19 protein-coding genes and 2 tRNA genes are annotated in these 23,002 nt (G+C 67.0%); 6 read left to right on the forward strand and 15 right to left on the reverse strand.

Annotated elements, in window-relative coordinates:
• Positions 1-2 precede the first annotated feature (2 nt).
• Both gltB and EMQ25_RS00440 read right to left on the reverse strand, forming a co-directional pair.
• Positions 3-4,661 carry a glutamate synthase large subunit gene (gene gltB, locus EMQ25_RS00435; RefSeq protein ID WP_244606469.1) on the reverse strand — a complete coding sequence of 1,553 codons (4,659 nt, stop codon included), beginning with the start codon at positions 4,659-4,661 and terminating at the stop codon, positions 3-5.
• Positions 4,662-5,205: 544 nt separating this feature from the next.
• Positions 5,206-5,661, reverse strand: coding sequence for an Hsp20 family protein (locus EMQ25_RS00440; RefSeq protein ID WP_127186586.1), 456 nt, complete (start codon positions 5,659-5,661; stop codon positions 5,206-5,208).
• Positions 5,662-6,138: 477 nt separating this feature from the next.
• On the opposite strand from EMQ25_RS00440, the gene EMQ25_RS00445 reads away from it, so the two are divergent.
• Entirely contained in the window at positions 6,139-7,113 is a 975-nt protein-coding gene (locus EMQ25_RS00445; RefSeq protein ID WP_158625889.1) for an alpha/beta fold hydrolase, read from the forward strand.
• A gap of 23 nt (positions 7,114-7,136) precedes the next feature.
• On the opposite strand, the gene hisN is transcribed toward EMQ25_RS00445, so the two are convergent.
• The gene (gene hisN, locus EMQ25_RS00450) at positions 7,137-7,946 is read right to left on the reverse strand and encodes a histidinol-phosphatase (RefSeq protein WP_127186588.1); all 810 of its coding nucleotides are present in this window, start codon (positions 7,944-7,946) and stop codon (positions 7,137-7,139) included.
• 291 nt (positions 7,947-8,237) lie between these two features.
• Positions 8,238-9,134 (reverse strand): N-formylglutamate amidohydrolase, encoded by an 897-nt coding sequence (locus EMQ25_RS00455; RefSeq protein ID WP_244606419.1) that lies wholly within the window; start codon positions 9,132-9,134, stop codon positions 8,238-8,240.
• A 226-nt stretch (positions 9,135-9,360) separates the two neighbouring features.
• Between EMQ25_RS00455 and cpdR the strand changes: the two genes are divergently transcribed.
• From cpdR to EMQ25_RS00470, 3 genes are all read left to right on the forward strand, one after another.
• Positions 9,361-9,720: a cell cycle two-component system response regulator CpdR gene (cpdR, locus tag EMQ25_RS00460; RefSeq protein WP_127186590.1), complete on the forward strand. Its 360-nt coding sequence runs from the start codon at positions 9,361-9,363 to the stop codon at positions 9,718-9,720.
• A 99-nt stretch (positions 9,721-9,819) separates the two neighbouring features.
• A tRNA-Val gene (locus EMQ25_RS00465) sits at positions 9,820-9,894 on the forward strand.
• Positions 9,895-9,939: 45 nt separating this feature from the next.
• Positions 9,940-10,014: transfer RNA gene (locus EMQ25_RS00470), tRNA-Val, on the forward strand.
• Between the two features lie 164 nt (positions 10,015-10,178).
• Here the strand turns inward: EMQ25_RS00470 and EMQ25_RS00475 are convergent.
• The 9 genes from EMQ25_RS00475 to EMQ25_RS00515 form a co-directional block, all read right to left on the reverse strand.
• Positions 10,179-11,249: an ABC transporter ATP-binding protein gene (locus tag EMQ25_RS00475; RefSeq protein ID WP_127186591.1), complete on the reverse strand. Its 1,071-nt coding sequence runs from the start codon at positions 11,247-11,249 to the stop codon at positions 10,179-10,181.
• A 3-nt stretch (positions 11,250-11,252) separates the two neighbouring features.
• Positions 11,253-12,482 (reverse strand): AGE family epimerase/isomerase, encoded by a 1,230-nt coding sequence (locus tag EMQ25_RS00480; protein WP_127186592.1) that lies wholly within the window; start codon positions 12,480-12,482, stop codon positions 11,253-11,255.
• A complete protein-coding gene (locus EMQ25_RS00485) occupies positions 12,479-13,372 on the reverse strand; it encodes a carbohydrate ABC transporter permease (protein WP_127186593.1) in 894 nt (297 codons plus the stop codon). Before EMQ25_RS00485 ends, EMQ25_RS00480 begins: the two co-directional genes overlap by 4 nt.
• Positions 13,372-14,259: a carbohydrate ABC transporter permease gene (locus EMQ25_RS00490; protein ID WP_127186594.1), complete on the reverse strand. Its 888-nt coding sequence runs from the start codon at positions 14,257-14,259 to the stop codon at positions 13,372-13,374. The genes EMQ25_RS00485 and EMQ25_RS00490 overlap by 1 nt, the downstream gene beginning before the upstream one ends.
• Positions 14,260-14,325: 66 nt before the next feature.
• On the reverse strand, positions 14,326-15,621 hold the full coding sequence (locus tag EMQ25_RS00495) for an ABC transporter substrate-binding protein (protein WP_127186595.1): 1,296 nt from the start codon (positions 15,619-15,621) through the stop codon (positions 14,326-14,328).
• A gap of 126 nt (positions 15,622-15,747) precedes the next feature.
• Positions 15,748-17,010 carry a neutral/alkaline non-lysosomal ceramidase N-terminal domain-containing protein gene (locus EMQ25_RS00500; RefSeq protein ID WP_127186596.1) on the reverse strand — a complete coding sequence of 421 codons (1,263 nt, stop codon included), beginning with the start codon at positions 17,008-17,010 and terminating at the stop codon, positions 15,748-15,750.
• The gene (locus EMQ25_RS00505) at positions 16,998-18,158 is read right to left on the reverse strand and encodes an N-acetylglucosamine-6-phosphate deacetylase (RefSeq protein WP_127186597.1); all 1,161 of its coding nucleotides are present in this window, start codon (positions 18,156-18,158) and stop codon (positions 16,998-17,000) included. Before EMQ25_RS00505 ends, EMQ25_RS00500 begins: the two co-directional genes overlap by 13 nt.
• Positions 18,155-18,922, reverse strand: a complete 768-nt coding sequence (locus EMQ25_RS00510) for a sugar isomerase domain-containing protein (RefSeq protein ID WP_127186598.1) — start codon at positions 18,920-18,922, stop codon at positions 18,155-18,157. The genes EMQ25_RS00505 and EMQ25_RS00510 overlap by 4 nt, the downstream gene beginning before the upstream one ends.
• Before the next feature lie 3 nt (positions 18,923-18,925).
• Positions 18,926-19,708, reverse strand: a complete 783-nt coding sequence (locus EMQ25_RS00515; RefSeq protein WP_127186599.1) for a glucosamine-6-phosphate deaminase — start codon at positions 19,706-19,708, stop codon at positions 18,926-18,928.
• Positions 19,709-19,900: 192 nt separating this feature from the next.
• On the opposite strand from EMQ25_RS00515, the gene EMQ25_RS00520 reads away from it, so the two are divergent.
• The gene (locus tag EMQ25_RS00520; protein WP_244606420.1) at positions 19,901-20,890 is read left to right on the forward strand and encodes a LacI family DNA-binding transcriptional regulator; all 990 of its coding nucleotides are present in this window, start codon (positions 19,901-19,903) and stop codon (positions 20,888-20,890) included.
• Here EMQ25_RS00520 and EMQ25_RS00525 read toward each other — a convergent pair.
• Positions 20,887-21,690 (reverse strand): hypothetical protein, encoded by an 804-nt coding sequence (locus EMQ25_RS00525; RefSeq protein ID WP_127186601.1) that lies wholly within the window; start codon positions 21,688-21,690, stop codon positions 20,887-20,889. The two genes, EMQ25_RS00520 and EMQ25_RS00525, sit on opposite strands and share 4 nt — an antisense overlap.
• Positions 21,691-21,790: 100 nt before the next feature.
• On the opposite strand from EMQ25_RS00525, the gene EMQ25_RS00530 reads away from it, so the two are divergent.
• On the forward strand, positions 21,791-22,591 hold the full coding sequence (locus EMQ25_RS00530) for a helix-turn-helix domain-containing protein (protein WP_127186602.1): 801 nt from the start codon (positions 21,791-21,793) through the stop codon (positions 22,589-22,591).
• 9 nt (positions 22,592-22,600) lie between these two features.
• Here the strand turns inward: EMQ25_RS00530 and EMQ25_RS00535 are convergent, their stop codons facing one another.
• Positions 22,601-23,002, reverse strand: a complete 402-nt coding sequence (locus EMQ25_RS00535) for a CBS domain-containing protein (RefSeq protein ID WP_127186603.1) — start codon at positions 23,000-23,002, stop codon at positions 22,601-22,603.

Below are 23,002 nucleotides of genomic sequence, written 5' to 3' on the forward strand. Positions count from 1 at the left end.
GTCTACTCCCCCGCAATGGCGAGCGACTGCTCGGCCTGTTGTTGTGCCTCGAGTTCGGCAAGCGCCCGGCGGTATTCCACCGGCATGACCTTGCGGAATTTGGGCAGGTAGGCTTCCCAGTTCTCGAGGATCTCGGCGGCCCGGGTCGAGCCGGTGAAGCTCTTGTGCCGCGCGATGAGCTGGTAGAGCCGTTCGGCGTCATTGCCGCGCAGATCCCGCATGATCTCGACGAGCCCGCTGGTCTGCAGGTCGCCGGACTGGTGGAAGTCGCGGGCGCGGAGGGTTTCCTCCTCGACGACGGGCTCGAGCTCGACGAGCGACATGTTGCAGCGGCTCGAGAAGGTTTCGTCCTCGTCGAGCACATAGGCGATGCCGCCCGACATGCCGGCCGCGAAGTTGCGCCCGGTGCGCCCGAGCACGACGACGACGCCGCCGGTCATGTATTCGCAGCAATGGTCGCCCGCACCCTCGACGACGGCCACGGCGCCCGAATTGCGCACCGCGAACCGTTCGCCCGCAACGCCCCGGAAGTAGCAGTCGCCCGAGACCGCGCCGTAAAGCGCGGTGTTGCCGATGATGATGGATTCCTCGGGCACGATCGCGGCGTCTTCGGCCGGACGCACGACGATGCGGCCGCCCGACAGGCCCTTGCCGACATAGTCATTGGCCTCGCCAATGAGCTCGAGCGAGACGCCGGCCATGAGCCAGGCGCCGAAGCTCTGGCCGCCGGTGCCGCGCAGGGTCACGGCGATCGTGTCCTCGGGGAGGCCGGCAAAGCCGTAGCGCTTGGCGACCTGGCCCGAAAGCATGGCACCGACCGACCGGTCCACGCTCGCGATGGTCTCGGAGATGCGCACGGGCGTGCGGCTCTCGAGCGCGGGCTGGGCCTGGGCGATGAGCTTGCGGTCCAGAATGTCGTGGATCGGGTGATCCTGCGTTTCGGTATGGCGGATGTCCACGCCTTCGGGGGCGTAGGGCTTGTGGAAGAGGCGCGAGAAATCGAGCCCCCTGCTCTTCCAGTGCGCGACGACCGCGGAGCGATCGAGCATCTGCATCTGGCCCACCATCTCCTCGAAGCGCCGATAGCCCATTTCGGCCATCAGCTCGCGCACTTCCTCGGCGATGAAGAAGAGGTAGTTGATGACGTGCTCGGGCTTGCCGGTGAAGCGCTTGCGCAGCACCGGATCCTGGGTGGCGATGCCGACCGGGCAGGTGTTGAGGTGACACTTGCGCATCATCACGCACCCGGCCGCAATGAGCGGCGCGGTCGACATGCCGAACTCGTCGGCGCCCAGCAGCGCGCCCACGACGATGTCGCGCCCGGTGCGCAGCCCGCCATCCACCTGCACGGCGATGCGCGAACGGAGCTTGTTGGCGACCAGCGTCTGATGGGTCTCGGCAAGGCCGATCTCCCAAGGCGAGCCGGCATGCTTGAGCGAGGTCAGCGGCGATGCGCCGGTGCCGCCCTCGAAGCCGGAAATGGTGACGTGATCGGCGCGCGCCTTGGAGACGCCCGCAGCAACCGTGCCGACCCCGACCTCGGAGACGAGCTTGACCGAGACCATACCGTCCGGATTGACGTTCTTGAGATCATAGATCAGCTGGGCCAGATCCTCGATCGAATAGATGTCATGGTGCGGCGGGGGCGAAATCAGCCCGACGCCCGGCGTGGCGTGGCGCACCTTGGCGATGACCGCGTCGACCTTGTGGCCCGGCAGCTGGCCGCCCTCGCCGGGCTTGGCGCCCTGGGCCATCTTGATCTGCATCATGTCCGAATTGACCAGATAGTCGGTGGTCACGCCGAACCGGCCCGAGGCGATCTGCTTGATCGCCGAGCGCATGGAATCGCCATTGGGCAGGGGCACGAAGCGGTCGGGCTCCTCGCCACCCTCGCCGGTATTGGACTTGCCGCCGATGCGGTTCATCGCGATGGCGAGAGTGGTATGGGCCTCGCGGCTGATCGAGCCGAAGGACATGGCGCCCGTCGAGAAGCGACGGACGATCTCGGCGGCCGATTCGACCTCCTCGAGCGGCACGGGGGTGCGGCCATCCTCCTCGGCGTTCCGGATGCGGAACAGCGAGCGGATGGTGAGGTGCTTGTCCTCGCTCTCGTTGACGAGGCGCGAGAACTCCCGATAGCGGTCGCGGGCATTGCCGCGCACGGCGTGCTGTAGCGCGCTCACGGTTTCGGAGCGCCACACATGGGCCTCCCCGCGGATGCGCACGGCATATTCGCCGCCCACTTCGAGGCTGTCCTCGAGCACCGGATCGTCACCGAACGCCTCGGTATGGCGACGCACGGTCTCCTCGGCGATCTCGGGCAGGCCGACGCCTTCGATGGTGGTGGCGGTGCCGGTGAAATAGCGCTCGACGAATTCGGTGCTGAGACCGACCGCATCGAAGATCTGCGCGCCGCAATAGGACTGATAGGTCGAGATGCCCATCTTGGCGGTGACCTTGAGGATGCCCTTACCGATCGCCTTGATGTAGCGGTAGACGATCTCGTCCTCATCGACCTCGTCGGGGAGGTCGGGCTTCATTGCGAGCAGGGTCTCGAAGGCGAGCCAGGGATTGATCGCCTCGGCGCCATAGCCGGCGAGCGCGCAGAAATGGTGGATCTCGCGGGCTTCACCGGTTTCGACCACGAGGCCGACCGAGGTCCGCAACCCCTTGCGGATGAGGTGATGGTGCACGCCCGCGGTCGCGAGCAGCGCCGGGATCGGGATGCGGTCCGGCCCCACCATGCGGTCGGACAGGATGATGATGTTGATGCCCGCATGCACGGCCATCTCGGCCTCGGCAAAGAGGGCCGAAAGCGCCTTTTCCATGCCCGCGGCCCCGTCGGCGGCGGGATAGGTGATGTCGAGCGTCTTGGATTCGAAGGGGTTGTCGTCGATCTCGCCGATGGCACGGATCTTTTCGAGATCGGCATTGGTGAGGATCGGCTGACGGACCTCGAGCCGCTTGCGCGTGCCCTGGCCTTCGAGATCAAGCAGGTTCGGCCGCGGCCCGATGAACGAGACGAGGCTCATCACCAGCTCTTCGCGGATCGAATCGATCGGCGGGTTGGTGACCTGCGCGAAGTTCTGCTTGAAATAGGTGTAGAGGAGCTTGGACTTGTCCGAGAGCGCCGAGATCGGCGTGTCGGTGCCCATGGAGCCCACGGCCTCCTGGCCGGTGGCGGCCATGGGGGTGAGCAAGAGCTTCAGATCTTCCTGCGAATAGCCGAAGGCCTGCTGCCGGTCGAGCAGCGAGACGTCGGTGCGCGGGGGCTGGGCGGGAACCGCCGGCAAATCCTCGAGCTGGATCTGCGTGCGCGCGAGCCACTGGGCGTAGGGGTGGGCCTTGGCGAGCTCGGCCTTGATCTCCTCGTCCGAGATGATCCGTCCCTGCTTGAGATCGATCAGCAGCATCTTGCCCGGCTGCAGGCGCCACTTGCGCTTGATGCGGCTTTCCTCGATCGGCAAGACGCCCGCTTCGGAGGACATGATGACGTCGTCATTGTCGGTGACGAGATAGCGCGCAGGCCGCAGGCCGTTGCGGTCGAGCGTCGCACCGATCTGCTGGCCATCCGAGAAGCACATGGCGGCCGGGCCGTCCCAGGGCTCCATGAGAGCGGCGTGATATTCGTAAAAGGCACGCCGGCTCTCGTCCATGAGCGGGTTACCCGCCCAGGCCTCGGGGATCAGCATCATGGCCGCATGGGGCAGGGAATACCCGCCGCGCAAGAGGAACTCGAGCGCGTTGTCAAAGCATGCGGTGTCGGACTGGCCCTCGTAGGATATCGGCCAGAGCTTGCTGATGTCGGCGCCGAAAAGGTCGGAGGAGACGCTCGCCTGGCGGGCGGCCATCCAGTTGACGTTGCCGCGCACGGTGTTGATCTCGCCATTGTGCGAGACGAAGCGATAGGGGTGCGCGAGCCGCCAGGAGGGGAAGGTGTTGGTCGAGAAGCGCTGATGCACGAGCGCCAGCGCCGATTCGAAATCGGGATGGTGCAGGTCGGCGTAATAGGCGCCCAGCTGCGCGGCCAGGAACATGCCCTTGTAGACGAGCGTGCGGCAGGACATCGAGACGATGTAGAAATCGTTCTCGAGCCCCTTATAGGCGCTGTAGATGCGTGAGGAGATGACCTTGCGCACGATGTAGAGCTTGCGCTCGAAAGCGTCCTCGTCGGCGATGTCCGGGCCGCGCCCGATGATCACCTGGCGGTGGAAGGGCTCGGTGTTGGCGACGTCCGGCGCCTTCGAGAGGCAGGCATTGTCGGACGGCACGTCGCGCCAGCCGAGGACCGTCTGGCCCTCCTCGACGATGACGCGGTTGACGACCTTCTCCATCTTGGCGCGCATGACCGGGTCCTGCGGCATGAAGAGGAAGCCGACGGCGTACTGACCGGGCTCGGGCAGATCAAAGCCCAGCCGCGATGCCTCGCCGGCGAAGAACTTGTGGGGCACCTGCACCATGATGCCGGCGCCATCGCCCATCAGCGGATCGGCACCGACGGCGCCGCGATGCTCGAGGTTCTCGAGGATGTGCAGGCCCGACTGGACGATGCGCTGGGACTTCTCGTTGCGCATGTTGACGATGAAGCCGACGCCGCAGGCATCGTGCTCGTTGCGCGGGTCGAACAGGCCCTGCGCAACCGGGCGCCCCGGTTTGTGCATGGCGGCGTCGGTCGCGGGATGCAGTATCGATCCGGAACGTTCGTGTGCCATGGGCGGGTCCTCGCTCTTCAAAAACTCGTCAGGTCCGGCTTGATCCGGACGGTTCGTCGTCGCTCCTGGGCATGGTTAGGGTCCGTTGCCGGCGCCCTTGCGGACCATGCCATTTCGGCGCGCCTTCGTCCCGGGTCGTACAGTGTACGGCTCGAAATGAGCGGCGCAATCCAATTCGGTGGGGAGCGGCTCTGCATCCAAATGGCCGCTCGGTCGGGCACGGGGCCCCGCCATTCCGTTTCCGCATTCGAGCGCGGGCCAGCCGGCATGGCGTGCGGCACACACCCGGGAGACGGGCAGGCCGCGAGATTGGACAACACTGTTGTCCTATCCTCGGCACATTTGCACACTTCCCACCGCGGGGCAATAAGCACGAGCCAAATTTTTAAGCATGCCGCACATTGCCCCGGCGCCCTTTAGCACGCGGGACGCCGACATACAAAAAGGGCGCGGACCGGAAGGTCCACGCCCCCTGACGTCGCAGGGTAGAGCGTCAGTTGACGGTCTTGTCCTCGAGCACGGCGCCGCCGCCATTGATGGCGATCTGGCGGGGCTTCTTGCTCTCGGGCAGCTCGCGGCGGAGCTCGACATGGAGCAGCCCGTTCTCGAGGGTCGCGCCCATCACCTCGACATGCTCGGCAAGCTGGAAGCGCAGCTCGAAGGCGCGCTCGGCAATGCCGCGATGGAGGAACTCACGGGCCGAACCCTCGGTCTCGGGGGCCTTGGCGCCCTTGATCGAGAGGCTGTTTTCCTTGGTCTCGATGGCGATGTCGCCCTCGGCGAACCCGGCCACGGCGATCGAAACGCGATAGGCGTTATCGCCGACCTTCTCGATATTGTAGGGCGGGTAGGATTTCTGCTCCTGGCTGACGAGATTGTCGAGCCGCGAGAAGAGACGGTCAAACCCCACGGTGGAGCGGTAAAAGGGGGTAAAATCGATGGTCTGCATTTTCACATTCTCCTTGAGCAACGTGTCTGCGGGACCCTGCCTCTCATGCTCCCTGAAGCGGCGAGCGGAAGGCCTGGCCCGGTCCCCGGCAGTGCCGGCGGACGCATGATATCTAGGTGCGGGCGCGGCCGGTTCAAGAGGCGGAAGGCTCCGGGTTTGCGCAGTGCGTGCAAGGGCTTGGCGGGCCTGGCAAAAAAAATCATGCAGATGAACCGCAGATGAACGGAGTGCTCGGCACACATTCAGGCGGGGCGGCCTAAAAGAGCCAATGTGCTGCTCCTTACCGCTCAGGCGACGGGGGCGCACACGTCGAAGTTGTCGCCGTCAACCCGCCCCCCGCACGGCGACTTCCAAGATGGAGAGCCAGCACACCCAACGGTGTGCTGGCTTTTCTTTTGGGCGCGCAGGCGGGCGATCCGGTTGCCCGGGGCGCGGCGGCGGCCTAAAGCTTCGGTCTTGATCATCCCCGGAGGCATGATGAACGCGATCGTCGATCCCGAAGGCCCGCGGCTTGCCGTGGTGGCCTCCAACCCGGTGCCAGAAGGCGCGCAGGTGGGATATTTCGAGGCGATGGACCGGGTGAGGCTGCGCTATGCGCGCTTTCCCAAGACGGCAGGGGCGCAGAAGGGCACGATCTGCCTCGTGCAGGGGCGGACCGAGTTCATCGAGAAGTATTTCGAGACGATCGCGGATTTCCAGAAGCGCGGCTTTGCGGTCGCGAGCTTCGACTGGCGCGGGCAGGGGGGATCGCAGCGGCTGATCGGCAACAAGAGCCTCGGCTATGTCGATACTTTCGAGGACTACTGGACCGATCTGCGCAGTTTCCACAGCCGCATCCTGCTGCCCGACTGCCCGCCGCCCTTCTATCTCGTGGGCCATTCGATGGGCGGGCTCGTCAGCCTGCTCGCGGGCGTGCGCGATCGGATGATGTTCGAGCGGATCTTTCTTTCGGCCCCGATGCTGGCGCTCGACCGGCAGCCGCTCAGCATGGGCGGGATGGCGCGGGTCGCCGAGATCCTCGGGTTTCTCGGGCTCGGGCAGGTGCCGGTGCGCCGGCGCGAGGACAGGGCGCCGACCGAACAGAGCTTTGCGGGCAACCCGCTGACCTCGGACGCCGCGCGCTACATGCGCAGCGTCGACGTGCTGGCGGCTGAGCCCGGGCTCCTCGTCTCCTCCCCCACCATACGCTGGGTGGCCGCCGCCATGCGGGCCATGGCCGAAGTCGGCGCGGACGCCTTTCCGGGCACGGTGAAGATCCCGGTGCTGATGCTGGCGGCGGCGGCAGACAGCGTCGTTTCGAGCAGCGCCATCGAGCAGATGGGGCTGAGAATGCGGACGGGCCGGCACCTCGTGATCCCGACGGCGCGGCACGAGCTTTTCATGGAAAACGATGCGGTGCGCGGGCAGGTTTTCGCCGCCTTCGACGCCTTCATCACCGAGCAGAGCCGCTAGGGAGAAGGCGCCTCAGGGTTCGCCTAGCGGCCTGCGAGCACCGCCATGGCTTCGGCGTGCAGGGCAGGGGTCGCCGCGGCGATGCAATTGCCGCCCGCTTCGGCGGGGCCGCCCGTCCAGGTGGTGATTATGCCGCCTGCGCCCTCGATGATGGGGATGAGCGGGGCGATGTCGACGCTCTTGAGGCCCGCCTCGACGACGAGGTCGAGATGGCCCGAGGCGAGCAGGCAATAGGCGTAGCAATCGAGCCCGTAGCGTACCTGAAGGGCGGCCCGGGAGAGCCGCTCCCAGGCCGGCGCGACGTCGGCGCGCGCAAAGAGGTCGGGCGAGGTGGCCGAGAGCTTGGCGCGGGAAAGCCGGGTCTCGCCGCTGGTGCTCAGGGCATGGATTTCTTCCCCGCGCAGATAGTGGGCGGCGCCCTCGATGCCGAGATAGGTCTCGCCAGTAAAGGGCTGGGCCATGAGCCCGGCAACCGCCCGGCCGGCGCGGGTAAGCCCGATCAGCGTGCCCCAGACCGGGACGCCGCAGATGAAGGCGCGTGTGCCGTCGATGGGGTCGATGATCCAGCCCCATTCGCCCGTGCCGTCCTTGGGGGCCCATTCCTCCCCGATGATGGCGTGATCGGGAAAGCGCGCCTCGATGAGGTCGCGGATGACGCGCTCGGCCTCCCGATCGGCATCGGTGACCGGATCGAAGCCTTCCTCCCATTTGTTGTCGACCGTGAGCGCAGTGCGGAAGCGCGGCAGGGTGTGGGTGGCGGCGGCCGCGGCGGCGGCGAGCAGGGTTTCGCGCACATCGCTTGCACCCAGGGCGGAGAGGCTCGTGTCAGACATGGTGAGGGGCTTTCGGCAGGGGCTTGGGGCGGGCGGGACGAGCCGGCTTTGGCCGGGATGATTCATATTTGCAACAAGCGTGTGACAATGGCGGTCGCAGCGCGCAGGCCCGCTTGTCAAGGGGCGCGAATGGGTTCATTTCAGGAAGGGCATGATGGATGGGCGGTTTCGCGTTTCCGGTTCCGGCCGGGTCACAAGCGCTGCGGCCGCCGTCGTTTCCTCCCTTGACTGGGGCCGCCACGGCGGCCCCTTTTCTGTGCGGGAGCCCCGATTTTCCGCTTTTCCCCGCGCCTATTCGGCGGCCTGGCTGACGCCGGCTGCGGCCATGCGCGGCAAACCGCTCGCCTCGAGCCCCATCAGCGTCAGGATCAGCCGCTCGGCAATCTGACGCATGGCCGGGAAATCGGCGGATTTTTCCAGCGTCACCTCGTTCATGTAGAGATGCCGGCTGATCTCGACCTGCAGGGCATGCACCCCATGCTGGGGGCGGCCATAGCTGCGGGTGACGAAGCCCCCCGCATAGGGCCGGTTGCGGGCGACGCGCAGGCCGGCGGCGGCGAACACGGCCTCGGCGATGTCGACGATGGCGGGCGCACATGTGGTGCCGTAGCGGTCCCCGAGCACGATATCGGGCGCGAGCCTTTCCCCGGTCCGCGCGAGGCGCGGCATGGAATGGCAATCGATGAGCACCGCCATGCCGAAGCCGGAGATCGCTTCGCCCAGGAGCCGCTGCAGGGTGACGTGATAGGGCTGGTAGATGCCCTCGATGCGCATGCGCGCATCGGCGAGGGTCAGGCGCTCGCGATAGATCGGCTTGTTCTCCGCGACGACGCGCGCCAGCGTGCCGAGACCGGCCGCGACCCGGGGCGAGGTGGTGTTGAAATGCTCCGAGAGCGGTTCGACGAACATGGCGGGATCGAGTTCCCAGGGCTCGCGGTTGACGTCGAGATAGGCGCGGGGGAAATGCGCGCGCAAAAGCGGCGCCCCCAGATGGGGCGCGCGTGCGAAAAGCTCGTCGACGAAGGCATCCTCGGACTGGCGGATCGAGAGATGATCGAGCCGCGTCATCGAGAGGAAGCGCTTGGGATAGTCGCGGCCCGAATGGGCGGAATTGAAGACGAGCGGGGCCAGCACCCGGCGCGGGCGCACCGTCTCGAAGGCTGGCCGATCGGCGAAGTCCGACTGCACTGGCGCTCCCCCGCTGAGGCCGCCACGCGCGGCTGTCCATCTCCCCATGGGCCCCGGATCACACTCGAGGGGATCGCGAAGCACCCCTTCAGTTTGCCTTTGCGGCCTCGGAATGTCCAGAACGCGCTTTTTGTCGCGACCGGCGCATCGCACATGGTTTGCGCGCGGTAAAACTTGCATTAAACAAAACGCGTCACTGTGCTCGGAACAATCCCAAGAGGGTACGATGAAGCGGATCTTGCTGGCCGAAGACGACAACGACATGCGCCAGTTCCTGGCCCGGGCACTCAAGAATGCCGGCTATGAGGTGGTGTCGTTCGACAACGGGCTCTCGGCCTATGAGCGGCTGCGCGAGGAGCCCTTCGCGCTCCTGCTCTCGGATATCGTGATGCCCGAGATGGACGGGATCGAGCTTGCGCGGCGCGCGACCGAACTCGATCCGGACCTCCGGGTGATGTTCATCACCGGGTTCGCGGCCGTCGCGCTCAACCCCGACAGCGACACCCCCAAGGACGCCGCAGTGCTCTCCAAGCCCTTCCATCTGCGCGATCTTGTCAACGAGGTGGAGCGGCTCCTAGCCGCGTGAACCCAAGAGGGCAAAAAGGGTCTCGGACCTCTTGACCGGGGCCTTGGTTTCATGATCTATCGCGCGGGTCGGAGCGGCCCTGTCGCACCGCCGAGAGATGGGCGTATAGCTCAGCGGGAGAGCACTACGTTGACATCGTAGGGGTCACTGGTTCAATCCCAGTTACGCCCACCATCTCACCTCCGGGGTCCGCCCCGAACCACCGGTTCGTCCGGTCCCGGGTGTGTAGCTCAGCGGGAGAGCATTGCCTTCACACGGCAAGGGTCACAGGTTCAATCCCTGTCACACCCACCATTTTTCTTGCCATTGCACTGCGTGAGCCGCGCCCGCCGCCGGGGCGGTGATTGCCGCGCGCCTTGCGCCAATGGATCTCCGCGCTTCTCCTTACGGTTGCCACAAAAGAAAACCTCCGGCGCCATGGACGCCGGAGGTCATCAGCTGCGTTCGAGGAGACACCGCTAGGCGGTGAGGCGCTGGCCGGTTTCGGTGTCGAAGAGGTGGGCGGCGCCGGGGGCGAGGGTCAGGGAGATGGTGTCGCCGATGGCAAGCGGCAGGCGCTGGCGGAAAAGGGCGACGATCGGAGTTTCCCCGAAATGGGCGATGACATAGGTCTCCGAGCCCGTCTGCTCGATCAGCTTGATGCGCGCGGGCACGCCCTGCCCGTCGGGGGCGGGCACGAGGTGCTCGGGACGGATGCCGAGGGTCACGGGCCGGTCGGTGCGGATGCTCGTTTCGAGCGGCCAGGCGATGTCTCCGGCGCCCACGAAGCGCGAGCCATTTTCATCGGCGACGAGCCGGCCGGGAAGCTGGTTCATGGCCGGGGAGCCGATGAAGCCGGCAACGAAGAGATTGCTCGGGGTATCGTAGAGGGCGAGTGGGGCCCCCATCTGCTCGACCACGCCATCACGCATGACGACGATGAAATCGGCCATGGTCATGGCTTCGATCTGGTCGTGGGTGACGTAGATCATGGTGGTCTTGAGCCGGGCGTGGAGCTCCTTGAGCTCGGCGCGCATCTGCACGCGCAGCTTGGCGTCGAGATTGGAGAGCGGCTCGTCGAAGAGGAAGACCTGCGGGTTGCGCACGATGGCGCGGCCCATGGCGACACGCTGGCGCTGGCCGCCCGAAAGCTGCTTGGGATAGCGCCCCAGATAGTCCGAAAGCCCCAGGATGCGCGCTGCGTCTTCGACGCGCTGGGCGATCTCGGGCTTCGGGCGCCCGGCGAGCCGCAGCGAGAAGCCCATGTTCTCGGCGATCGTCATGTGCGGGTAGAGCGCGTAGTTCTGGAACACCATGGCGATGTCGCGGTTCTTGGGCTCGACCTCGTTGATCACCTTGCCGCCAATGCTGATCGTGCCGCCCGAAATGTCCTCGAGCCCTGCGATCATGCGCAGGAGGGTGGACTTGCCGCAGCCCGAAGGGCCGACGAGGACGACGAACGCGCCGTCGGGCACCCCGATCGAGACGTCGCGGATGACCTCCACGTCTCCATACGCCTTCTTGACGTTTGCGATGTCGAGCGATGCCATGGATTACTCCGGTTTGAACGCGTCGTCCCGGCGCCCGATCATGTCGATGGCGGCCAGGAGGCTGAGCCCGGTGTGGTAGCCGGGGTCGAGGTCGGGGGTGGCGGGCACGTAGTCGATCGGTCCATCCTCGGTGAGGCACTGGTAGGCGATCGCGGCCTCGGGGCGCCAGTATTTCTCAAAGAAGATGGCGTCGGCCTGCTTCCAGATCTCGAGGACACGGGCGCCATGGGTGCGCTCGAAGGTGAGAGCGGCGCTGCGAATGGTTTCGGGCAGGCTCCACCAGGGGCAGTAGGGGCTCATCGGCTGGCCGGTCGAGGCGGAGACGACGAGCCGGATGGCGGGGCCCTTGAGGCCGAGCTCGACCGAGGAGACGAGGATGCGCTCGAGGACGCGGACGAGCTCCGGATCGGGATCGGCGGGCAGGTAGTCGAAGGCGAAGCCGACGAACTCGATGGCGTGCCCGACATTGCAGGCGTCGAGCCCTGGGGCGTTGCGCAGCAGCCCGGTGGCCGGATCGAAATGCCGATCGATGATGTGGGCGATGAAGCGGTCCGCAAAGCCCGAGGCGACATCCGAGAGCCCGGCGCGCACGAGCATGCCGGCGGCCCCCAGCATGATCATGCGCGGGCCGAAATCGTCGATCTCGGCGGCGATTGCCGCATGGCTGAGCGCGATCTTCTCATCCATCTGGAAGCGGCCGTCCTCGATCGCCTCGATGACGGCGCGCAGGGCGGCAAGGTGCCGGGGCAGTTCGGCCCGGTCATGCACCGAGGCATGGGCGACGAGACCCTTGGCGACGAAGGTATCGCTATAGGTATAGATGTCGACCGGGCGCATCTGCGCGACGGGCGTGCCGTCGGGCAGGAAGCGGATCGGCTGCATCTGCCGGTCATAGGCGAAATAGGCGTGCCCGTCGCCGGCACGCAGGTCTTCAAGGGCGCTGGCGAGGGGATGTGCTGCCGCCTCGAGCCGCCCGGCAAGATCGGGATCGAGGGTGCGGAGCGCCTCGGCATGGAGGACGACGGCTTCGAGCCCGCGCCCCTCTATCCACCCATAGATGTGGTCGGGGCCGCGCCAGCCATCCTCGGGCCCGTAGTCGACGAGCGTCAGCGGGTTCTGCTTGGTGTTGAGATAGACCCCGTGGAGGCGCGGCCGGGCCAGCATCCAGTTCAGCGTCGCGATATTGGAGGCGATGTAGCGGGCGCGGGCCGGCTCGAAGAACGCGTTACTCATTCCTTGAGCCCCGTGCTGGCGACGCCTTCGACGAAGTTGCGGCGCAGGAGAACGAAGAGCGTCACCGAGGGGACGAGGACGATGGCGGAGGCGGCGCTGAGCCGGCCGAGATCGACGGTGAAGCCGGTCTGGAAGAGCGCAAGGCCGGTCTCGATGACGTAGCGATCGGTGGTGCTGGTGACGATCAGCGGCCAGGCGAAGGCCGTCCAGGCCTGGAAGAAGGCGAGCACGAAGAGCGCGCCGAGCGCCCCGCGCAGGAGCGGCAGCACGACCCGCCAGAAGATCCAGAGCTCGCCCGCCCCGTCGATGCGCGCGGCCTCGAGCAGTTCGTCGGGGATGGTGTGGATGACGTTCTGGCGCACGAGGAAGATGCCGAAGCTCATGACGAGGTAGCCGAGCAGCAGCCCCGGCAGCGAATTCAGCAGCCCCAACTGCTGGGCCTGGAAATAGAGCGGGATCATGTAGACCTCGAAGGGCACGATGGCCGTGGCGAGGATGATCGCAAAGAGCACCGTCATGGTGCGCGAGGGGAATTTGGCGAGGAGATAGCCCGCGATCGCCGAGGTCAGCGAGATCGAGAGCGCCGAAAGCGAGGCGAAGGCGAAGCTGTTGAAGATCCAGGTCGAGAGCGGGGTCTCGGCCAGGACGGTGGTGATGTTCTGCAGCGTCGGATTGGTCGGGATGATGGTGGGCGGCCAGGCCAGCAGTTCCTGGGGCGTCTTGAAGGCGTTTGCGACGAGCAGGATCAGCGGCAGGATCATCAGGAGGCCGAAGACGACCAGGAAGAGATCGATGCCGAAATTGACGAGCCGCCGCTTGCGCCGGCCACCGGGCGTGGTGGCGGAAGCGGCGCCGGGTGCGGCGGCGGAGGGTGCGGCGAGTTCGGTCATCAGCGGGTTCCCTTCTCGCGCAGGAGAGAAAACTGAATGGCGGTGAGGATGAGCACGATGACGAGCAGCACCACTGCTTCGGAGGCGGCATAGCCGACGCGGTAATTGCGGAAGGTGTTTTCGAGCATGTCGAGCACGAGCACCCGCACCTGCCGGCCCGGCGCGCCCTGCGCATCGGAGGCGAGCACGTAGACCTGGGCATAGACGTTGAAGGCCGAAACGAGGGTTGCGACCGAAACGTAGAGCGTGATGGGCTTTAGGAGCGGCACCGCGACGAACCAGAATTGCTGGATGCCCGAGGCGCCATCGAGCTTGGACGCCTCGAACAGCGATTTGGGCAGGTTCTTGAAGCCCACGAGATAGATCAGCACCGCAAAGCCGAGCGCCTGCCAGGAGCACAGCACGATGATCGAGACGATCGAGAGCACGGGATCAAAGAGCCAGGCCTGGGGCGGAATGCCGAAGACCGAGAGCACCGCGTTGAGCGGGCCGAGGCGCGCATCGAAAATCCACTTCCACGCCATGGCGGCGGGCACGAGCGAAACCACGTGCGGGATGAAGATGGTGGTTTCGTAGAACGACGCAAAGCGCGAGCGCGTGCGGTGGTGGATCAGCGCTGCCAGAACGAGCGCCAGCGGCAGCGTGATGATGAGAACGCCGAAGGCGATGATGGAGGTGTTGAAGAGCGCAGTACGGAAGAGGCTGTCTCCGAACAGCTCCTGGAAATTGGCGAGCCCGATGAAGGGCTTCTCGCGCGAGAGGATATCCCATTTGTGGAGGCTGAGCCGCAGGATCTCCCCGATGGGATAGACCCGCACATAGGCGAAGATGGCGAGCACCGGCAGAATGGCGACCAGTGAGAAGATCCACCGTCTGCGCTTGAGCATGCCCCGTCTCCTCTCAAGATGTCCCCGGGGGCCGAGGGGCCTCCGGGGACGAAGCGTCTCTATGAATTATTCGGCCAGAAGGCCTTCGCGCGCCAGGATGGCGTTCACGTCATTGTCGATGGTCTCGAGCACCGCCATGATGGCCGCGTCGTCCTCGGCAATGGAGGGGTTGGCGAAGGCCTGCTCCAGCGAGGCTGCGGCGCGGGTCAGCACCTCGTCGATCGGGCCGATCGCAGGCATGCTGAAGAACTCGTAGGTGTCGGGGTAGGCGACGAACGCCTCGAAGCCCGGCTTTTCCGCGATGACCTCGGAGAAATCGAGATTGGAGCGGTTGGGCAGCCAGCCGACATTGTCGAGCAGCCAGACGAGGTTTTCCGGCTCCTGGGTCGCCATGACGTACTGCCATGCGGCATCGGCCTGCTCGCCTTCACCCACGACATAGAGCTGGACCGGATTGACGATCGAGCCGCGCGGCAGCGTGCTCGTGGCGTAGGGCAGGTCGGGCGCCTTGGCCGCAATGTCGCCGATCACCCAGGATTCACGGATGAACATGGCGGTCTGCTCGCGCTCGAACGCCTCGGCATCGGCCGGCATCTGCACGGTCACGGTGTTGGTGACGAAGAGGTTGTGCAGATACTGCTTGAGGGTTGCAAGCCCGGCATCGGAGGCGAAATTGGCGCGCCACTTGCCGTTGCCGTCGGATTCGAGAATTTCGCCGCCATGCTGGAACATGTTGATGCCGAACTTCTCGGTGATGCCCGAGCCGCCGCCCGAAAGCCGCATGCTCCAGCCCGAGACGGTCGGGTTGCCGCTGCCGTCGCGCTGGGTGAGCGCCTCAGCGACCGTGTCGAACTCTTCCATGGTGGTGGGGGGCTCGAGGCCGGCCGCCTCGAACATCTCGGTATTGTAGTAGAGCGCGCTCTGGCCGCGGAACAGCGGCATGCCGTAGACGGTGCCGTCATAGCTGGCGGAATTGACGAAGAACTCGCCGAAATTGGCGGGATCGGCAACGAAGCCCTGCACGTCCTCGGGGGGCGTGGCGAGCAGGCCGTTCTCCAGATAGCGCGCGGCGATCGAGGTGGCGAGCTCAAGCACTTCGGCGGACTGGCCCGAAGTGATGCCGAGGGCGACGCGGCGCTCATGCTCGCGCAGCGCGATGGCGTTCACCTCGACGCGCAGATCGGGGAACTCCTCGCGCATGGATTCGGCGACGTGCTGGTAGAAGGGCACGAGTTCGGGATAGCCGCTCCACACGGTGATGGTCTGGGCCGAGGCCGAGGCCATGCCGGCGACGAGGCCGAAGGAAAGTGCGGTGCCCGCAAGCGCGGTGCGGAAGGCCGTCAGTGTCGTAGATCTGGTCATTTTGTGTCCTCGCTCCTGATGGTCGTCAGTAGTCCCTGCAAGGGAAGCTTCTCGTGCAACCGGTTGCATGTCAAGCGGCGCTCGATGGCCCTCATGCAGAATCTAGCGCTATCGCTGTGCATTTCTTCAGTGTGACGCGGGATTGAGCAGGTCGATCACGGCCTTCGCAAGGCGTTCGGCGGAGCCTGGAGCAAAGCGCCCGGCCAGGCCGACGAACCGATGGGCCTCGTCCACTTCATAGCCGCCGAAAGGATATTCGGTGATGGGCGGAATATAGCCCGGCGTGTCATCGGCATAGGCAAGCACGAAACCGATGCGGCCCCCAAGCGCGGCGCGTACGGCAAGGCCGGTTTCCGCGAAGATTTCACCGGGCATGGCGGCGACCACGAGGGGGCCGAAATCGACAACGCTGACGCGGCCCGACCATTGGCCGGGCGCGCGATCGGCATTGGCTTTGGCCCAGGCGACCCAGTGGGGCAGGAGGAGCGCGCGCGGCGGCGGGCAGCCGGCATCGAGCTCGGCCTGCCAGGCGCCGGCGGCGGCGCGCAGGTCGCCTTCGGGCCGGTCGAGGGCGAGCTCGACGATGCCGGTGCGGGCGGTGGGGACGAGCGAAACGGGCGCTAGGGGCGCGGCGAGGGCGGCGTCGCCGATCCGGCGGCCGAGGCGTTCGGCATTCTCGAAGGTGCGGGTGGCGCTCGTCGCGGTGGTCCAGGAGGCCGAGGCGGCATGCCCGATATTGGCGTCGCCGGCGCAGCCCGTGAGGAAAAGCGCGACGGCGCCCGGATGGGCCGCCTCGACGGCGCGCCGGGCAAAAGCCGGATAATCGGCGGTCATCAGGCGGTTGTCGGCGCCGAGCACGGTGGGGTGGCAGGCATAGCCGAGCATCAGAGCGATGGGGTGGCCGGTGTCGACAGCAATGACGCGCAGGACGGGGAGGTTGCGGTCGAGTGGGCCATCGGCATGGCGGCGGTTGCGCGCGACATCGGGGTCGGGGCCGTAGCCGGCCTCGAAACGGGCAGGCACGGCGGTGCGGCGCGCCTCGGCGATGGCGGCAACGCAGCCCTCCTCGAGAGCGGCGAGGAAGGCGTCATCGGTCGGCATCCCGAGCCGGTCGGGCATAGGGCTCGGCGCGCCATGGGTGTGGGTGGCGGCGATGACGAGGTTTTCGGGCGGCAGGCCGGACCGGGCGCGGATGCGTTCGCTCGACTGGGCGGTGATGCCGATGACGTCGGCGACGACGATGGCAAGATCGCCGATGACGAGGGCGCGGACGGTGAGAGGATCGTGGACGCCGGTCGCGGGCTCGCTGCGGGCGGCGAAGCCGGCGAGAAGGAGCCCGGGGGGCGGGGTGATGTCGATGATGGCGGCGCCGGCCTTCACTGCGTCCATCGGACTTCCCCTCCGATATAGGTCTCGAGGATGGTGAGCCGGTCGGCGCCCGGGGCGTGGTCGAACCGGATGAGGTCCGCGGGCGCTCCGATCTTTAGGATGCCGAAGGCCGGCGGCTCGGTGCCCGCAAGGAGGCGGGCGGGATTGAGCGTGGCCAGATCGAGCGCCTCGGCGAGCGAGAGCCCGGCCATCGTCATGACGCGCGCGACATTGAAATCGAGCGTCAGCGCCGCGCCGGCGAGGAAGGGCGTGCCGGGGGTGCCGAGGCGGCCATCGGCAGAAAGCTCAACGCGCCCGCCGATGGGCTGATCGTAGATGCCGGGCGGCAGGCCACCGGCGGCAGCGACGTCGGAGACGAGGAGGGACCGCGCCAGCGTCTTGGCGCGCAGCATGGTCTTGAGCGTGTCGGCGGGCAGGTGATGGCCATCGGCGATGAAGCTGGCGGCGAGCCGGTCTTCGGCAAGCTGCGCCCAGAGGATGTTGGGGTGGCGCGGCAGCATTGCGGGGGCGCCATTGCCCAGATGGGTCGAGAGCACGGCCCCGGCCTCGGCGGCGAGGTGGATCTGTTCGGGGCTCGCTTCGGTGTGGCCGATGGCGACGCGGATGCCCATGGCGGTCAGGTCGCGCACGAGGGCGATCGCTGCATCCGAATGGGGAGAGAGGGTGACGAGCCGGACGAGCCCGCCCGAAACTTCCTGCCAGCGCTCGACTTCGGCGCGGTCGGGCTCACGGACATGTGCGAGCGGATGAGCCCCGCGCGCGCCATCCATGGGCGAGATGAACGGGCCCTCGACATGGATGCCGGGAATGATGCGCGCAAGGAGCGGATCGCCGGCGCGGGCTTCGGCGATGATGCCGAGCGCCCTGGTGAGCGAGGCTTCCGAAGCGGTGATGAGGGTGGGCAGGTAGCGAGTGACGCCGTGGCGGAGGAGGGCCTCGGTGAGGTCCCGGACGCGGGCGACCGAGAGGGTGTCGTCGTTGAGGTCGTGCCCGAAATAGCCGTTGATCTGAAGGTCGACGAGGCCCGGGGCGAGGTAGCCCGGGGCGGGATCGGGCTCGTCGGTGATGGCGGTGATCCGCCCCTCGGCGAAGGCGATGCGCAGGCCCTGACCGGTAGAGGGCGAGCGGCCGGTCAGGTGCCCGTTCACAGCTTGCGGACCCGATCGTGGAAGCGGGCGATGAAGCGCCCATTGGCTTCGTCGCCGCCCGGGGCATTGCCGCTGCGCCAGACGGGCGGCTCCATATCGCGTGCGCGCAGATTGGCGACGGTGCGGATGACGAGGCAGTTGAGCGCGAAGGCATTGGCGAAGGTCGAGACCGCGCCGATCCGCTCGGTCATCCCCTCGACCGAAACGAGCGCATCTCCGATCGGCACCTTGCAGTCGATGGCGATGTCGACGAGGTCGTGGAGGTTCTGCCTGGTCGGGTGACGGGCAGGGTGATCGGGGGCGGTGCTGCTTGCATGGGCGCGCGAGCTGACCCCGATGAGGAAGACGCCGCGGGCCTTTGCTTCGATCGCCGCATCGATCAGCGCGGCATTGATGCCATAGGCGTTGACGAGGATCAGCAGGTCCCCGGCACCGAGGCGCTGGTCGGCGATGACGATGCGCCCATAGCCGGGAGTGCGCTCGATGGCCATGGAGCGCAGGGCGCCATTGGAGAGGAGGGTGCCCTCGTCGAGAATGGCGCTCACATGCATGAGCCCGCCGGCGCGGAAGAAGATCTCCTGGGCGGCGAGGTTGGAATGCCCGCCGGGGCCATAGACGTGGATCAGCCGGTCGGCCTCGATCTGGTCGGCAAGCCGGATGGCGGCTGCTTCGAGCCCCGCCTGCTCCTCCTCGAGGATGCGGCGCATCAGGGCCGTCACCTGATCGAAATAGCCAAGCGTCAGGGCGTCGGCATCAAGGCTCATGGCTCAGGCCTCCGGATCGGAATCGGCGTCGAGATAAAGCGTACAATCAGGGTGGGTGCGCAGGATAGAGGCCGGGCAGGCGGTCTCGATCGGGCCGTTGAGCGCGGCATCGACGGCGGCGCGCTTGGCGCGGCTCGGCACCATGCAGAAAATCTTGTGGGCCGCCATCAGGCAGGGCACGGTCAGCGTGATCGCCTGGGCCGGGACGTCCGCGATGGCGGCAAAGCAGTCGTCATCGACCTGCTGCTGCCGGCAGGCCTCGTCGAGATCGACGATCTTGACGGCAAGCGGATCGTTGAAATCGGCGACCGGGGGGTCGTTGAAGGCGATGTGCCCGTTGACCCCGATGCCGGCCTGGACGATGTCGATCGGCGCCTCGCCAAGCTTTTCGGCATAGGCGCGGGCGGTTTCGGCCGGATCGGCGCCCGGGGCGATGCGGTGCACCTCGCCGAAGGGCGCCTTCATGAAGATGTTGCGGTCGAGCCAGTTGGCAAAGCGCTGCGGCGCCTCGGGCGGCAGGCCGATATATTCGTCCATGTGGAAGGCGACGACGCGCGACCAGTCGATGCCCGGAGCCGCGGCAAGGGCGTGGAGCACTTCGGACTGGCTGGGCGCAGCGGCAAACACCATGCGCACGCGCTCCTGCGCGGCAAGACGGCGGCGCAGCTCGGCTGCGATATCGCCGGCGGCGACGGCGCCCAGCGCGGCGCGGTCGGGAAAGCTCCTGACGAGCAGCCTGTCGACCCGGCGTTCCCGGTCTCTGGTGACGGCGTGTTGGCTATCCATGTCTGGCGAACTCTCAAGGCAGCGGGGATGGGGCCGACGCGACCCCCGGGTCCTGCGACTATTCCGTGCAACCGGTTGCACGTCAAGCCTTGCCAGTTGCATTGTGGCGTCGGGCGCGCCAGAACGGGGGCGTTCGGGCCCATGGAGGCGAGGCGGGTGCAGCAGGCGGGCAGACGGAAGAAGCAGCACACCATGGCGGACGTCGCCCGGGCAGCTGGCGTTTCGAAATCCACGGTGTCGCGCGCCTTCACCCAGCCCGAAATGCTGGGCACCGAAACGGTCGAGCGGATCGCGGCGATCGCCAAGACGCTCGGCTATGTGCCCAACCATACCGCGCGGGCACTGAGCACGGGGCGGCACGGCAATCTGGCGCTGATCGTCACCGATGTGGCGAACCCTTTCTTCCCGCCGCTGATCCGCGCCGCGCAGATGGAGGCGGACGGATCGGATTTCTGCGTCTTCCTTGGAAATTCGGACGAGAACCCGCGCCAGGAGGACAAGCTGGTCGACCGCTTCGTCAGCCAGGTGGAGGGGCTGATCCTCGTCGGCTCGCGGCTCGGGGCGGAGCGCATCCAGCATCACGCCGGGCGCCGGCCGCTGGTGCTGATCAATCGCGAGGTGACCGGCATACCGCGCGTCCTGATCGACAGCACGACCGGGGTGCGCCAGGCGATCGCGCATCTGGCTGCGCTCGGGCACCGGCATATCGTCTATGTCAGCGGCCCCTCGAGCTCATGGGCGAACCGGCAGCGGCGCAATGCGCTGAGGCTCGCGGCGCGCCAGCACGGCATCGAAGTCGACGTGCTGAGCGCGCGCGTGCCGAGCTATGAGAGCGGACGGGCGGTGGTCGCCGAACTCATCGAGAGCCGGGCGACCGCAGCGGTGGCGTTCGATGACCTGATCGCCCAGGGGATCATGACGGGAATGGCCGAGCGGGGCATTCCGATCCCGGAGGCGTTTTCGCTCGTGGGGTGCGACGACGTGCTGGGCGCGGCGACCTATCCATCGCTGACGACGGTCTCGAACCGGTCCGACGAGGCGGGGCGGGCAGGGGTGACGCTGCTGCTCGACCGGCTCTCGGGGCGGATGGCGGGCGATACGCGGGTGGTGCTCGACACCCATCTCGTCGTGCGCCAGACGACCGCCGCCCCGGCATCGGGGCAGCGGCGGCAGGGGGGCTAGCGCGAGCGGGGCCAGTTGCGCTCGATCCGCTGCGGGGCGGCATCGGGGTTCGCGCTGCGGAAGGCTTCGAGTTCGGCTTCGTTCGGCGAGAGCCGGCCCAAATGGCGCAGGCCGCCATGGGAGATGTTGATGCTCATCGCCGGTTCGTCGCCCGCCTCCACCCAATGGGGCGTGAGCAGGACATTCCAGAGCCGGTCGTCGGGGCGCATGTCATAGCAGAGGCTGTCTTCCTCGCGGATGGCGAGGGGCTTTTCGAAGGCGCCGGGGGTGTAGTGGAGGCGCGTCTCGCGATCGGCCCAGCGATCGGGATCGGCAAGCCCGCAGAAACGCTTGGTGCCGTAGACCTGCCAGGCGAGCACATGGGAGAAATCCATGTGGTAATTGGTGGCGCTGCCGGCGCCGCTGATGAAGAGGATGGGATAGCACCGCTCCCATTCAAACCCGTTGGCGCCGAGGTCATCCTGCCAGCGGTCCATCACCGCCGCGCCGAAACCGGAGAGGAACCGGCCGGGCGCATCGAAGCGGGCGAGATCGAAATGGGCGAGCGCGAAGGGCTCTTCCATCACCGCCTCGATGGGGCGGCGGCGGAAGGCGTCGGGGTCGTGCTGGTCAAGCTCCAGGGTGCGGCCCTTGCGACCGCTCTTGATCGAAGCGGCCTCGTCGCGACGCACTTCATCGATCACGTCGGCGATCGGGGGAAAGGCGAACTCGAAGCGCGCAAGCGCTCCGGTCATCCGGAAATTGCGCGGGCCGGACCAGGCGGCGGTGAAATCCTGCCAGGCGTCGATCGTTTTGTGCATCTGGGGCACTCCCTTCATCTATCGGCGCGAGAGTGCCTTGAAATGAGGCGGATTAGGATGGAGGCTCTGCGCAGGAATTTGTACGAGCGGAGCATTGCCGATGCAGGGCCTGTCGCTCGAACTCTTGTCGATGCCGGCGAGCACGCACGGAGCGGACACCGCGTTCAGGGCCTTGCCGCAATGGAGCGTGGACCTGCACATCATCCACACGCTCGAGGGGCGGGCCGTGCTCCGGACCAAAGAGGGGCCGGTCGAAACGTCCCCGGACGTCGTCATCGTCGTGCCGCCCTTTCAGCATTGCGCCTGGGCCAAGCCTGCGGGCGCCGTCTGGGCCATGATCAATCTGCATTTTCGGCTCGTCGACGGAGCGGGCGTGGCGCTGCACGAGCGGCCCATCCTGCCGCGGCGCTTCGTTCCGGACGATCTCGCCTCGATCCACGAGGATCTGCGCGGCTGGGCGGAGACGCGTGGTGATGACAGGCCGGGGGCAGCGCAGCGCGCGGGGTGCGGTGCGGTGGCGCTCGGGGCCGCCTATCTCGCCCGGTTCGGCCGATTTGACGGACCGGAGCGGGCGCGCGATCCGCGGCTCGCCCGCATCGAGGCGCTGCTGCGCGAAGGGGCGCGCGGCGCGTTTCCGGCCGATGCCGTGGCGGACACTGCCGGGCTCAGCTCGAGCCAGGCCAACCGCGTCTTCAAGGCCGGCATGGGGCTGACGCCCAAGGCCTATTGGCTGAGACATCGGCTGGGGCTGGCGCAGAGCCTGCTGACGGCGACGCGCCTGCCGATCCAGGGCGTGGCCGAAGAGCTGGGCTTTTCGGATATCTACTATTTCTCGCGCTGGTTCCGCCAGCATGCGGGCATGACGCCGACGGCGTTCCGGAAGGCCAAGCAGGGGTTCTGAGCACCGGGATCAGCGCCATTGCGCCGAAAGGGCCTCGAGCAGATCGGTGCGGCTCAACTGGCCGACGAAGCGCCCGTGGCGGAGGACGGGGAAGCGGCGATAGGGGCTCGAAATCATGATCTCGCAGGCGCTGATGAGGTCAAGCTCGGCGTCGAGCGTCACCGGATCGGCCGACATGTAATCGGCGACCGTGCCGCCCCATTGCTTGTAGTAGGAGGCGTTGAGCGCGGCCTTGAGGCAATCGCGCTTGGAGAGGACGCCGACGAGCTCGCCTTCGGCATCGAGCACGCAGGCGCCCGAGACCCGCGCTGCGAGGAGGGTTGCGACCGCCTGGACGATCTCGGTCCCCGGCGAGAGCGTGACGAGCTCGGTCTTCATGATGGCCCCGATGCGGGCGAGCGTGTCGGGCAT

The sequence above is a fragment of the Arsenicitalea aurantiaca genome, assembly GCF_003994485.1.
GTDB classification, from domain to species: domain Bacteria; phylum Pseudomonadota; class Alphaproteobacteria; order Rhizobiales; family Devosiaceae; genus Arsenicitalea; species Arsenicitalea aurantiaca.

Coding starts and splice junctions, on each gene's coding strand:
- gltB (WP_244606469.1), bottom strand. CDS start 4,661: ATGCACAAACCGGGGCGCCCGGTTGCGCAGGGCCTGTTCGACCCGCGC.
- EMQ25_RS00440 (WP_127186586.1), bottom strand. CDS start 5,661: ATGCAGACCATCGATTTTACCCCCTTTTACCGCTCCACCGTGGGGTTT.
- EMQ25_RS00445 (WP_158625889.1), top strand. CDS start 6,139: ATGAACGCGATCGTCGATCCCGAAGGCCCGCGGCTTGCCGTGGTGGCC.
- hisN (WP_127186588.1), bottom strand. CDS start 7,946: ATGTCTGACACGAGCCTCTCCGCCCTGGGTGCAAGCGATGTGCGCGAA.
- cpdR (WP_127186590.1), top strand. CDS start 9,361: ATGAAGCGGATCTTGCTGGCCGAAGACGACAACGACATGCGCCAGTTC.
- EMQ25_RS00475 (WP_127186591.1), bottom strand. CDS start 11,249: ATGGCATCGCTCGACATCGCAAACGTCAAGAAGGCGTATGGAGACGTG.
- EMQ25_RS00480 (WP_127186592.1), bottom strand. CDS start 12,482: ATGAGTAACGCGTTCTTCGAGCCGGCCCGCGCCCGCTACATCGCCTCC.
- EMQ25_RS00485 (WP_127186593.1), bottom strand. CDS start 13,372: ATGACCGAACTCGCCGCACCCTCCGCCGCCGCACCCGGCGCCGCTTCC.
- EMQ25_RS00490 (WP_127186594.1), bottom strand. CDS start 14,259: ATGCTCAAGCGCAGACGGTGGATCTTCTCACTGGTCGCCATTCTGCCG.
- EMQ25_RS00495 (WP_127186595.1), bottom strand. CDS start 15,621: ATGACCAGATCTACGACACTGACGGCCTTCCGCACCGCGCTTGCGGGC.
- EMQ25_RS00500 (WP_127186596.1), bottom strand. CDS start 17,010: ATGGACGCAGTGAAGGCCGGCGCCGCCATCATCGACATCACCCCGCCC.
- EMQ25_RS00510 (WP_127186598.1), bottom strand. CDS start 18,922: ATGAGCCTTGATGCCGACGCCCTGACGCTTGGCTATTTCGATCAGGTG.
- EMQ25_RS00515 (WP_127186599.1), bottom strand. CDS start 19,708: ATGGATAGCCAACACGCCGTCACCAGAGACCGGGAACGCCGGGTCGAC.
- EMQ25_RS00520 (WP_244606420.1), top strand. CDS start 19,901: ATGGCGGACGTCGCCCGGGCAGCTGGCGTTTCGAAATCCACGGTGTCG.
- EMQ25_RS00525 (WP_127186601.1), bottom strand. CDS start 21,690: ATGCACAAAACGATCGACGCCTGGCAGGATTTCACCGCCGCCTGGTCC.
- EMQ25_RS00530 (WP_127186602.1), top strand. CDS start 21,791: ATGCAGGGCCTGTCGCTCGAACTCTTGTCGATGCCGGCGAGCACGCAC.
- EMQ25_RS00535 (WP_127186603.1), bottom strand. CDS start 23,002: ATGCCCGACACGCTCGCCCGCATCGGGGCCATCATGAAGACCGAGCTC.